7 protein-coding genes are annotated in these 12,527 nt (G+C 42.7%); all 7 read right to left on the reverse strand.

Annotation, left to right across the window (positions count from 1 at the left end):
* Positions 1 to 28: 28 nt before the first annotated feature.
* The 7 genes from H8796_RS14875 to H8796_RS14905 all read right to left on the reverse strand — a co-directional run bounded on the left by H8796_RS14875 (position 29) and on the right by H8796_RS14905 (position 12,527).
* The gene (locus tag H8796_RS14875) at positions 29 to 2,269 is read right to left on the reverse strand and encodes a glycoside hydrolase family 3 N-terminal domain-containing protein (RefSeq protein WP_117937527.1); all 2,241 of its coding nucleotides are present in this window, start codon (positions 2,267 to 2,269) and stop codon (positions 29 to 31) included.
* 7 nt (positions 2,270 to 2,276) lie between these two features.
* Positions 2,277 to 4,268: an FAD-dependent oxidoreductase gene (locus tag H8796_RS14880; RefSeq protein ID WP_117937542.1), complete on the reverse strand. Its 1,992-nt coding sequence runs from the start codon at positions 4,266 to 4,268 to the stop codon at positions 2,277 to 2,279.
* An 8-nt stretch (positions 4,269 to 4,276) separates the two neighbouring features.
* Positions 4,277 to 6,592, reverse strand: a complete 2,316-nt coding sequence (locus H8796_RS14885) for a glycoside hydrolase family 3 N-terminal domain-containing protein (protein ID WP_117971789.1) — start codon at positions 6,590 to 6,592, stop codon at positions 4,277 to 4,279.
* Between the two features lie 85 nt (positions 6,593 to 6,677).
* Positions 6,678 to 7,892, reverse strand: a complete 1,215-nt coding sequence (locus H8796_RS14890; RefSeq protein ID WP_074556398.1) for a hypothetical protein — start codon at positions 7,890 to 7,892, stop codon at positions 6,678 to 6,680.
* Positions 7,893 to 7,906: 14 nt separating this feature from the next.
* Positions 7,907 to 9,262 carry a glycoside hydrolase family 2 TIM barrel-domain containing protein gene (locus tag H8796_RS14895; RefSeq protein WP_074556399.1) on the reverse strand — a complete coding sequence of 452 codons (1,356 nt, stop codon included), beginning with the start codon at positions 9,260 to 9,262 and terminating at the stop codon, positions 7,907 to 7,909.
* Positions 9,263 to 9,266: 4 nt separating this feature from the next.
* The gene (locus tag H8796_RS14900; protein WP_117937523.1) at positions 9,267 to 10,913 is read right to left on the reverse strand and encodes an FAD-dependent oxidoreductase; all 1,647 of its coding nucleotides are present in this window, start codon (positions 10,911 to 10,913) and stop codon (positions 9,267 to 9,269) included.
* A 27-nt stretch (positions 10,914 to 10,940) separates the two neighbouring features.
* Positions 10,941 to 12,527 (reverse strand): RagB/SusD family nutrient uptake outer membrane protein, encoded by a 1,587-nt coding sequence (locus H8796_RS14905; protein ID WP_117937521.1) that lies wholly within the window; start codon positions 12,525 to 12,527, stop codon positions 10,941 to 10,943.

Raw genomic sequence — 12,527 nt, forward strand, 5'->3', positions numbered from 1 at the left:
ATAGAAGTTCTTTACTCCATTGCTGTTATTACTTTATTTCGAAAAAGGTTTCCGGTCCGCTTTGACTATCAGTGCCGATTCTTATTTTGAACTTACCTGGTTCCACCTCTTTTTTCATATTAATATTCCAAAAGCTCAGTTCGTATGAGGAGAGTTCGAATACTACCATTTTTTCTTCATTTGGACTTAACTCTATCCTTTTAAACCCTTTTAGTTCCTTTACCGGGCGAGTGACGGAACCGAAAAGATCCGATACATAGAGTTGAACTACTTCTGTCCCTTTATATTGCCCTGTATTTTTCACTTTGACGCTAATTGAAAGCGTATCGTTCGGAGTGAGTACGGTGTGGTCTATTTTTAAATCGGAATATTCGAAAGATGTGTATGACAGACCATATCCGAATGGGAATAAAGGTTGTGCTCCTAAATCGAGATAATAAGAGGAGTGCCCTAATACTGACTGTTTGGCATTTAAAGGTATTTCGTCTAAAGACTTTTCTTTTCCTGTAGCCGGACGCCCGGTATTGGTGTGATTATAGTAAATGGGAATTTGTCCTGTTGCTTTTGGAAAAGTAACGGGTAGTTTGCCGCTAGGTGTAGTCTTACCAAATAAAATATCTGCCAGTGCGTTACCGCCCATCGTTCCGGGATGCCAAGCATATAATACAGCATCGGATAGGTTTAGCTCCTCATTGATAATCAATGGGCGTCCGGCCATGATAACTGTAATGAGCGGCTTATTTGTTCTGCTTAATATTTTGATAAGTTCGGATTGTGCTCCTTGTAGCTTTATGTCAGCCAAACAATGCGCTTCGCCTGACAGGATGGCTTCTTCACCGATAAAAGCTATAATGGCATCTACTTGGCTTGCTTTTGCCAATACCTTATTGAAATTCATCTTATTTTTATCTCTGCTGTACTCCAGACCTTTCACAAAATGAATTTCCACTTTGTCGCCATACATTTCACGCAGTGCTTTTACAGGAGTTTGTGTTTTCTCTGTTTCTCCGTCCATTGTCCAGGTTCCGAGTTGATCGTGAGGAGCATCGGATAATGGCCCTACTATCAGGATACTTTTTATTTTCGGAGATAGCGGTAATGTGCGGTTCTCATTTTTCAATAGGACGACAGATTCTTCCGCAATCTTTTTTGCAATAGCCAGATGCTTGTCCGAATAGGTTTCTTTTTTCTTATTAATATCAGTGTAAGGATTGTCAAACAGTCCGAGCCTGAACTTTAATCTTAGTACATTTCGCACCGCATTGTCCAATGTCTCTTCGGTAATTATCCCCTTGGCGATTAATTCCTCTATATTCTGAATAAAGGCTTTGGAAGACATATCCATGTCCAGTCCGGCTTCTATCGCTTTTCGGGCTGCATCTTTCCGGTCTTCAGCGAAGCCATGTTTTATCATTTCCGTTACAGAGCCCCAGTCGGAAACTACAACCCCGTCAAACTTCCATTCTTTGCGAAGAATACCCTTTAATAGTTTTTTGTTTCCTGTAACCGGAATCCCATCATTATCATTGAACGAAGTCATAATACTGGAACAATTGGCTTTTACAGCTTTTTCGAAAGGCGGAAGATAGACATCTCTCAACTGTCTTTCGGGAATATGAGTTGAATTATAATCACGTCCTCCTTCTACAGCCCCGTATCCGATAAAATGTTTGGCGCAGGCAGCCATTGATTGTGGATTTGATAAATTATCACCTTGAAATCCGTTTACTACGGCAACAGCCATTTGTTCCGTGAGATAGGTATCTTCACCAAAACTTTCGGCTATGCGTCCCCACCGGGCATCTCTGGATATGTCTATCATGGGTGCAAATGACCATCTGACACCATGCTCCGTGGCTTCTATGGCTGCGATTCGTGCCCCTTTCTGTATCAGTTCCGGATGGAAGGTGGCAGCTTGTCCTAACGGAATGGGTAACATTGTTTTGAAACCATGCACGACGTCGCGGGTGAAAACCAGGGGGATACCGGTTCTTGATTGTTTGCAGGCGATTTCTTGTAACTCATTGACGATTTCGGGTTCGGTAACATTCATAACCGAACCGATTTCTCCTTTTCGTATCAATATCTTCAGATTTTCAATTGTACCGCGTCCGTCAAGCTGGTTCAACTGCCCTGCTTTTTCACGGATAGTCATACCCGATAGGGTTGAATCAATCTTTTGCTCTAAATATATATTCTCATTCTGAGCATGGGAAAAACAAAATATTGATAGCAGATATAGCAAACACAAAATCTTTTTCATATACATATAAATCTTATTTTACGGGTATGAATAGTACAGCGTCAGCAATGACCGCCCCGCTTGTATCTCCGGTGGATATTTCTATATATGGCATGGGGCTTTTTTGAAAGTTGTATGTTCCCAGTTCTACCCATTCTCCCGTAGTTTGTCCTTCTATTCTCACGCTGTCTTTATGTATGACTCTTGTCCAACTATCGATTCCGTCCGAAATGGAATATGTGATAGCCGGTGATATATCTTTTCTCATGTGATAATAAGTATAGACTTTGTATTTTCCTTCATGTTCCATATGTGGGCTGAAACGGATAGGCGAACCGTTGCGAACTTTGGATTTCAGGAAAGTGGGACCATATCCTCCTTGTTTTTTTATAACTTCCCAATCATTATTGATGGATAAGTCCAGTTCGCTGTCGTCAATCAGTATCTCGGAAAAACTACCGTCCAATAGAGGATTTTCGTGTAGCAATGCCTGTACTTTTTTTATATCGACGGTCTGTACGCTTCCTGTGTTTATGGCTTCTGCTGCGGCGATAGCGGCAGACTGTGCCAATACCATAAATACCGGTTCCATACGGATGGAACCATAGGCAATATGACTGGCAGAGAGACAAACGGGAACGAGCAAGTTCTTACATTCTTCTTCCTTTGGGATGATGGAACGATAGGATATGGGGTAGGGGAGTCCGCCGCCGATTTCTACATTTCCTTCATTTTTTACCATGTACTTACCATCTTTTTTTACGAGTATCCGTTGGCAGTTGTGTGAGTCCATGGTATATGCAGCCATACCGATACCATCGGTAACTGTTTCTCGTCCTTCGCAATGTGCTTGCGTCATTACATAATCCCCTGTCATTCTGCGGCTTTCTCTGATATATAGTTGAGGCGACCAATGGTTGTCCTCGGTATATTCGTCTTTGGGATAGCCCCATGCCTGTATTTCGTCTCTTAATTCTTGCGGAACTCTGGGGTCGGTCTTGTAGAAATAAAGTAATCCTTGGGTATAGTCTTTATGTGCTTTTATGATTTCTGCCTTTTCTTCGTAAGATGCTTCCGGATAGTTATGATTCATTCCAATCATATCAGTAGAAAATCCTCCCCGGTTATTTATATCCGTCTTATTGTTTGGCATCCGGCTCCAGATAAAATAATGGTTTAGTTTCCTTTTATTGGGTTGGGCGTCAAACAGGCGTAGCAGTAACTCGTATTTGGTGGAATCATAATTTTCCGGGCGGGTGATTTCTATTTTGTTGGCTGGATTGTCGGTGAGGCAAATGCGGTAATTATAGGCTTGTACTAACTTGTCGCCCGTACCGTCCGATGAAAGTGCGGCAGGACTGATTCCCCATAATAATCCGCTTGTGGAATCACCTTTTATCTTGTATGGGTCTACTCCATCCGGAAACTGGTGTCCTTTCATCAGTTGGACGCCATTATAAGTTTCATCATACAGTTTGTTGCTTTCCCGGCCTATCGTGTAGGAAACTCCTGCTTTAGCCATCAGGTCACCCTCATAAGTACAGTCGATGAATACTTTGGCGGCTATGGATTTGCCGGGTTTTGTTCCGTCGGAACTTTCAAGAGTGATATTTTTTATATATCCATTGGCAAGTTGGGCATCTGTGATTCTGTATTTGTATAAAACTTCGACGTCTGCCCGTTTAATGTAGTCATTAAAGAGGCTGTCCGCTATTTTGGGTTCGAATATCCATTGTTCCAGTTTGCCATAATGAGCTCCCAAACGGCGGTAAAAGTCTTTTGATAATCCGGTCACTACTTGTTTGTTTCCTATATCGGTGAAACCAAGTCCACCGGAAGTCAGTCCACCGAGGCGGTTTTGCGGTTCGATAAGTAACACTTTCTTACCCAACATCTTGGCAGAGTATGCTGCTATTACTCCAGCGGAAGTACCACCATAGATACATATATCGTACTCTTCCTTCGGGTTGCTTTTACAACTGAACAGAAAAGTAAGAATGGTCAATAATAGAATCAGTTTCTTCATATCCGATTTCATTTTACGTTAAACTTAACTTTTTGCAGGTCTTTGTCCAAAGAACTACCGCCCACCATGACGGTGAACGTACCCGGTTCCAGTACATATTCGGCTTTATGGTTATAGTAGGAAAGGTCTTCTTTGTTTAAGCGAAATGATACCACTTTGCTTTCTCCCTTTTCCAAAAGAATACGTTGAAAACGTTTCAGTTCTTTCACCGGTCGGGTGGTGTTACTGTAATCATCCCGAATATAAAGTTGGACGACTTCTTCCCCTCGCCTTTTTCCTGTGTTACTGACATTCACAGTAACCTCTATTTCTTCGTTGGCATGATAATCCGCCTTGTTTACTTTAAGCTGGTCGTACTTGAAAGAAGTATAGCTTAGGCCATACCCGAAAGGATAAAGCGGCGTTTTGTCCCCGTCGATATAAGGATGGAGAAATTGGGACGGTTTGTGATTATATACAGTTGAAATCTGACCTACGTGCCGTGGAATAGTGATGGGTAACTTTCCGCTGGGGTTTACTTTGCCGAAGATGATTTCCGCAATTGCTTTTCCACCCATTGACCCTGGTTCCCAAGCTTCAATAATAGCCGGGATATTTTCAGCAATCCATCCGGTGGCAAGGGGACGTCCGTTTACCAAAATGATGATAGTAGGAACGCCTGTCTTGTAAATAGATTCCACAAGATAGTCCTGTTTACCCCAAAGGGTGATATCCATACGGTCCCTGTTTTCTCCGCATGTTTTCTCTTTCCAGTGCTGTCGGAAAGAGTCTTCTCCAACTACGACAATTGCCAGATCCGAAGACTTTGCTGTTTGTATGGCCTCATCTATTTTGGCACTATCCAATGCTCTCATATTCCAGCCGACATCTACATAATTTATCTGTGCACCGGGTGCTTCCTCTTTTATGCCTTTCAGTATGGTTGATACATTCTTCTCCGGTTGCTCAAATACCCAGTCGCCCATGATTGACTGGTTATTGGCGTTAGGCCCTGTCACGAGTATCTTTTTGAATTTTTGGGTGTCAACGGGAAGCAGACTCTCGTTTTTCAATAGGACAATGGAGCGCCGGGCGATTTCTAGTGCTGTTTGCTGATGTTCTTTGGTGAAAACCGTATTCTTTATTCCGGCTTCCGTAACATATCGGTTCTCGAATAATCCTAGCCGGAACTTGGCTTCCAGTATCTTGGCGCATGCTTTGTTAATTCTTTCTTCCGTCAGTTTTCCTTCTTTTATAAGTTTCAGGATGGCATCGGAAAAAACAGGGCCATGCATATGCATGTCTACTCCACCATTTACGGATAGAAAGAATGCGTCAGCTGTATTTTCGGCTATCCGGTGGCGTGTGCTGATTGCTTCCATATCCATCCAGTCGCTTACAATGAACCCATCGAATCCGTATTCATTCCGCATAATGTCGGTCATCAACCATTTGTTTGCATGACACGGGACTCCATTCAATTCGTTATGTGCCGGCATAAGGGTAAAAGGTTTGGCTTCTTGTATGGCTGCTTTGAATGGGGGCAAAAAGAAGTTTCTTAGTTTGCCTTCACTCAATTCTACCGGACTGGCATTGGTTCCGTTATTGGCTATTCCCCCTGCAACCAAATGTTTGGCACAGGCCAATACGGTATTTAGTCCTGTAAGGCTGTCTGTTTGCAGACCTTTTATGGATGCTACTCCCATGCGGGATACCAGATAAGGGTCTTCTCCGAATGTTTCTCCTACTCTTCCCCAACGGGCATCACAGGCTATTTCTATGTTGGGAGTGAAAGCCCAGTGAGAACCTGTCGCACGCATTTCGAAGGCTGTCTGCCTGCTTGCCTGTTCTATTAAATCGGGCGCAAATGTGGAAGCCATTCCTATCGGAGACGGGTAAATGGTAGAGCCGCTGACGAGCCCGTTTCCATGTATGGCATCAATCCCTATCAGCAAGGGAATTTTCAAACGGCTTTTTTCCGCCAACTTTTGCAGATGATTGGCTTCCGCAGGAGTCAGGACATGAAGAAATGAACCGATTTCTCCCCGTGTGACCATTCGTTCCACTCCTGTGGAGTGCAATCCTTTGTAAAATCCTCTGGCATGACCGTTCAGTAACTCTTCTTCCGTGATATTCTTTTCCGCGTCGCGCATATGTTCCAGACCTACATACTGGCACATTTGGGCAACCTTTTCTTTCAGCGTCATTAAGGACATCAGATTTTCCACTCTTGTCCGGATTGGCTGGGAAGGATCAAGATAAAGCGGTCGTTCAGGTATGTCATTAGCCCCGAATACTAAGGGCTGAAAAGTAATTAGCAGGATGGATAGTAATTTTATTTTCATTGTTTTATAGATAATAATTTCTAATCCGCCCCTATTTTTGTCATAAATAAGGGCGGTTAAGAATTAATTTATTTTGAGAACCGGGTTATTTTTCCACTTTCATGTCTATGGTGACATTTCCTTTTGAACTGCCGCTGGCAAATGACCTGACAATTATAATACCATATTTGTCGGTAACAGTTTTGAATCCGATGATAGAGCCTACTCCCAGCTTGTCTGTCAGTTTCTCTACTTCTGCTTCGGATGAGCTCGTGTAGAGATTCTGAATCATTTCAGCAGAATTGATTGCTAAGAATTCGTCTGGCGTCATTTGGATAACTTTCAGTTTCGTACTGTTACGATGTTCCCAGGTTGTTATTGCATCTGGTGCTTTAAAAATAGCTTCGATGCTTGCATCAGACGGGGATACGAAATAATAGCCGTATGAACCGTTACTATAGAATAGGGTAATGTCGATATTGGCTGATTTGGCAGCAGCTCCGTCTCGTACATAAATTTCTCCGTTAGTAGTATTTAAGAAAGGCCCTGCGTCTGTACTGGCTTGTGCTCCGATTTTAAGTGTGTAGAATTCATTTATGTCTAATTCTACTGCTCTCGTTACTTCTACGCTATATTCACTTCTTACGATACCGCCGTTGGCATCCATCACTTCAAATGTGAATAACAGGGTTTGTCCAGCATTCAAATCAGTAGTCGTGTATGAGAATACATAGATATCACTGTTGGGATTCTCAAATGTCTCTTTGGTTAAATCTGTAATTTCCAGACCTTCGAGATATGTTTTTATGCTTCTTAATGTTGTTGCGGAAGTAATCTCAATATCGAACGCTACCACTTCTCCCGCGGTAACCGTTTCCGGTGCGGTATTAGGAATCTTTATTTCAATTTCCGGTTTGGCAGCCTGGATGTAAACTACATATTCGGCAGTGGATTTCTTTTCCTCATTGTCAGTTGCCAGTATTACAAAGTTCAATGTTTTACCTACTTCTTCCGATTTTATGGTGTATGATACGCTGTATGAGTCTTTATCCGTATTTTCCGGATATTCTTTGGCACTTCCGGGGATTTCTTGTGAATCGAGCATGGTAACGACTTTCTTAATGCCGGCTGTGCCTGTCATCTCAACAGAAAAACAGAGTTCTGTGCCCGGATAAGCAATGACTGGTTCGTCTCCGACTTTCGTGAACTTAATAGTCGGTTTCGGGTTCTGTTGTATAGTTTCATCGTCACTGTCACATGCAATGAAGAAGATAGCTGTGAGACACAACAAGATGCCTAAATTATATTTTAATAGTTTCATAGTCGATAATTTTTTTATTGAACTGAAAATGGAATAACCGCACTTGCTACTTTTTTGTTTTTCACATCGCGCACAAAGACTATCAGACGATAGTTACCGACCGTTGAGGGAGCCTTGAATGTAATTTCCTTTTTAGTGTTATCATCTATTAATCCGGTGATGCCATCCGGCAGGCTGCCGTCTGAAGAAGCTGTCTTTTCCTTCATAATCATCCAATCGTAGGTCAGTGCATCCCCATCCGGGTCGGTGGCTGTGACTTTAGCTTCGTTGGATGAATTCGGGCTGACAATAATAGCGTCTTCCGCTTTCTTGCCATTCATCAGTATATCATTACGGGTTGCTATTACCGGGGCCCGGTTTTTCGGATAACTTCCTGTCCATGCATATTGCATGGCATCAACTGCTGGGAAGGTATATCCTTTTTTGTCGAATAGCCCGTACCAGGTCAGTACTTCCCCGTGAGTTTGGTATCCCCATAAGAATACAAACGAACCTAAGCAACCGTTGTCTTTATTGGCAGCTATATTCTCTTGGTAGGCTTTCAGATAGTCAGCTTCTTTTTCACTGCTGGTCTGTTCTACTAGACCTCCCCATGGTAGCACTCTTTCGGGTTCGGGATTCATTTGCCAAGTGCCGCGTGGTCCGAACTCTGTAATCATATACGGCTTGGTCCAGCCTGCGGACTGAAGATTTCCCAATACCCCCGGCAGGTTAGGCGCATACGTATTGACTGAAAGAATATCTATATGCGGAGCTTTTTCTATAATATTTTTTATGTGGTTTACATTAGAGGAAGCCAATGTCGTTGTAGTGGGATGATTAGGATCGGTTTCATGAATCATCTTGGCTATGTCATTGATGGCATCCCATAGTTTGAGATTGGTGTAACTTGCTTCCGCTTCATTTCCTATCGACCATACCAAAAGCGCCGGATGGTCCTTGAAACGTTCGACTGCCGCTTTCATTTCATCAAATTGAGCTTTTACTGCCGCTTCGTTGTTATAATCGAAACCGTCGGTTTCTCTTTTTATGTAAAGTCCGAAATTGACATAGAGTCCTTTTTCCTGAGCGGCATCCAGAATGGCTTTGCTCTTGTCGGATACTCCGTATGTCCTGACTACATTAGCACCGAAATCAGCTGCTTCAGCATAGAAGTTGTTGCATGCGGCTCCTTTGACATATAGTTCTTGACCGTCCACCAGCAATCTCCATTTCCCGTCGACTTTTGATGTCTCAACTTTAACGGGAGGAACAATTGGCTTTTCTTCAAAAGAGCCTTTAGGTATTGTATAGTTGTCGCTGTCTGAGCATGCAACATTCAGTACGGCGGCAAGCACAAAAACTGAGGTTATTATGTATTTTAGTTTCATAACTTTATTTTTTAGTGGGTACTGATAATAATTGTCCGTCCTGTAGTAATTTATACTTCAATACATCATAAGATATTTTCTGGACAGGTAAATTCGAATCTATTGCTAGAGCGGCGGCTGTGGCTGCCGATTGTCCTAATATCATATATACCGGTTCCATCCTGATTGTACTATAGGCAACATGAGAAGATGATAAACATACGGTTGCCAATAGGTTGGCACATTCTTCCTCTTTAGGAGTCAGTGAATAATAACTGATGGAGTAGGGAATGGTAGGGGCGAATATAGTACCCTCATTTCTTAATTTGCCCTCTTGGTCGATGACGCGGGATACATAATGGCAGTCTAGGGCATAAGAACCCAGTCCCACCGAATGTTCGGCCGGCGTACGATCTATTTTGCGTACATTCTTTTCTGTCATTACAAATGCTCCGATCATCCTGCGGGCTTCCCGTACGTATATTTGATAAGGGAAATTCTGGGTGTCAGTGAATTCGTCTTTAGGCAATCCCCAATCCAGCATTTCTTTGCGGATATGTTCTGGTACACGTTTGTCATGTCCCAGAAACCACAACATGCCCAGCGCATAATCTTTATGTAACTGCTCTATTTCCTGCCTGGTTTTATAGTCGGCTTCTGCATAGTTATAACTTGCTCCGAAGAAGTCCAGATGGTTGGTATCCGTTTTCTTGTTAGGCATAGGAGTCAATGTTATAATTTGCTGAAGTTTTGTTTCCGGTTCCAGTTTTAGCATACGTGCATATATCTCATACCATAACGGATTATAGTTCTTCGGCTTTTGAATAGATATACGGTTATCGGGGTCGTTTGTCAGAGTCATTCTGTAGCAATAGGCTTGCACGCGTTTGTCCGCATCCCCTTGTTTGCCCCATTCCTGATCTGTAACGTAGGGCAAGGCGCCTGATTTTACATTCCCTTCTTTAATGTAAGGGCTTATTTTTGTCAGGTCTTTTCCTTGGTCGTAATTGAGACGGATGCCGTTATAGGTTTCCCCGTATTGCAGGTTTGATTCGCGTCCTACTGTGTAGGATACTCCTGCACGTGCCAGAAGATCGCCTTCGTAGGAAGCGTCTATAAATATTTTGGCTTCAATTACCTTTCCATTCTCCAGTTGGATACTCCGGATTATATTCTCTTCTTTCCGGACGTTCTTATCCAGATCAAGCCGGTGGTTGAAAAGAATTTCTACTCCTGCCGTTTTCAACATATCCCGCATAATTCGTTCGGCTACTGAAGATTCATAAACCCATTGTATCTGTCTTTCATCATTTTTCCCTTTATATGTACGCTTTAATGTCGAAACCATGAATGATTCTCTGTCCTGATTGCGCCAGACTTCAGGTTGCAGGTAGTAATCGTATATTTTGTTGTAGAATTCTTTTGTTATACCACCTATCAGGTCATTACGGTTCATGTCGGTGGCTGTCAGTCCTGATGTGACAAGACCGCCGACATGGTTGTTTTTCGATATAAGCACTACTTTCTTACCCATACGCGCGCCTTGTATCGCTGCAATTACTCCGGAAGCTGACTCTCCGTATATACAAATATCATATGATGGAGTATTGGCAAACAAGCCCGTAACGAAAGAGCAGAACAGTAGTGTTATTATGGTAATCTTTTTTTTCATCTTATTATATGTATGTTTTTTCAGTTATTATTTGTATCCTACATTTTGCGGGAAATTTTCGGCTCCCATATTGATAACTTCTGCTTCGGGTATCGGCCATCGCACAAAGTGCGGGTTGGCGGGCAGATTGTTGCGTCCGAGAATGGATGCGGGAATTTCCGGATCTCCAGCGTATGCCTTGACTTGCTCAATAAGTATTCCCAACCGTTTCAGGAAATACCATCTGTCACCTTCGAAAGACAGTTCGCGAGCTTGTTCGTCCATAATGTCTTTCATGGTAAGCATGCCAGTGAATTTGTTGTTTCCGGCTCTTTCCCATGTTTTGTTAAAGTAGTATTTGGCTAATGTTTGGTCGTTCTTCATCAAGGCTGCCTCGGCAGCCATTATATAGGATTCAGCTAGACGGTACACTATTACATCTTTATAACTGCGTGTTTCCGAAGCGGTGCGCGTCCATTTATCCCCATATTTGATGCATCCCGGATATACATTCTTATTAATACTTCCATTCTTATATAGAGGGAAATAATCTCCAGGTTTTATGGTAGCCGAACCGTATGTGATGTTTTTATCAGTAGTATTTTTGTACTGGTGTATATAGTACTCCTGATAACGTTTGTCCTTAGCCTTGTCATACAGTGAGAATAAATAGGGGCTGGGGAGACATCTTCCGTAAGTATATCCCCAGTTGTCATAAGAACAGGCATATTCTGCGGTTCCACCGATTTCGGTACGGTATTGGGCAATGAAATAGGCAGCATAGTAATTTCCTTTTGGAGTGGCGTTGGATAAATTACCGCCCGGATTTTTACTCCACTGTTGTACCATCAACGCTTCTTTATGATTCAAGTCTCCGGCGTTGAATACTTCATTCAATGTAATCAAGTCAAAATGTCCCGATTTCTCTATTTCTTCCACTTGCTCTAAAGTTGTATCCCAGTCTTTGAGCCATAATGCGGCTTTGGCTTTCATATGACGGGCAGCAGCTTGGGTGAATCTTCCCGCTTCGTCGGATACCCAGTCGAGGTTTGTAATGGCATACTCCAAATCCTCGTAAATAAGTTCGAACACTTCTTTCTCAGAAGCGGCATGAAAATCTCTCGGATCGTTGACGTTTTCGGCTGTAGTCGGCAACATATTCAGCCATATTCTGTCGAATGTGCGGTATAGCAGGAAATAAGACTGTGCTCTGAAACATTTTGCTTCTGAGACGGTAGCCCGTAAGGAAGGGGTATCCTCTAAGTCTTCGGCTGCGGCGATTATTTCATTGGCCTTGCCTATGATTTGATACATTGTACGCCACATGAAGCCTACCTGGCTGGCGGATGGCTTTAAATAATTAGGGTCATAGATACCGTAAAAGTTACCGGTTCCGCCGTTGGTTACAGCTAAATCCGTACCTCTTTCTAAAGCGAAGATGGTGGCATTTTCAGTATCATTTGCGTAGTAACGTTGCAATGCGTATAGTGCATTGACTGCGAGTTTTAGGCCTTCCGGTGTTCCGAATACATATTCGGAGCTATACTTCGTCTTGTGCTCTTCATCCAGGAAGTCGGAGCAGGAACTGGTGAACAGGAAGCAGGCTGTAATTATAAATAATATACTCTTTTTCAT

The organism is Bacteroides sp. M10, from assembly GCF_014334015.1.
Taxonomy (GTDB): Bacteria; Bacteroidota; Bacteroidia; order Bacteroidales; family Bacteroidaceae; genus Bacteroides; species Bacteroides intestinigallinarum.

What these genes read in the sequence shown, in the direction of transcription:
- H8796_RS14890 (WP_074556398.1), bottom strand. Translation starts at nt 7,892, where the DNA reads ATGAAACTATTAAAATATAATTTAGGCATCTTGTTGTGTCTCACAGCT.
- H8796_RS14895 (WP_074556399.1), bottom strand. Translation starts at nt 9,262, where the DNA reads ATGAAACTAAAATACATAATAACCTCAGTTTTTGTGCTTGCCGCCGTA.
- H8796_RS14900 (WP_117937523.1), bottom strand. Translation starts at nt 10,913, where the DNA reads ATGAAAAAAAAGATTACCATAATAACACTACTGTTCTGCTCTTTCGTT.
- H8796_RS14880 (WP_117937542.1), bottom strand. Translation starts at nt 4,268, where the DNA reads ATGAAGAAACTGATTCTATTATTGACCATTCTTACTTTTCTGTTCAGT.
- H8796_RS14905 (WP_117937521.1), bottom strand. Translation starts at nt 12,527, where the DNA reads ATGAAAAAGAGTATATTATTTATAATTACAGCCTGCTTCCTGTTCACC.
- H8796_RS14885 (WP_117971789.1), bottom strand. Translation starts at nt 6,592, where the DNA reads ATGAAAATAAAATTACTATCCATCCTGCTAATTACTTTTCAGCCCTTA.
- H8796_RS14875 (WP_117937527.1), bottom strand. Translation starts at nt 2,269, where the DNA reads ATGTATATGAAAAAGATTTTGTGTTTGCTATATCTGCTATCAATATTT.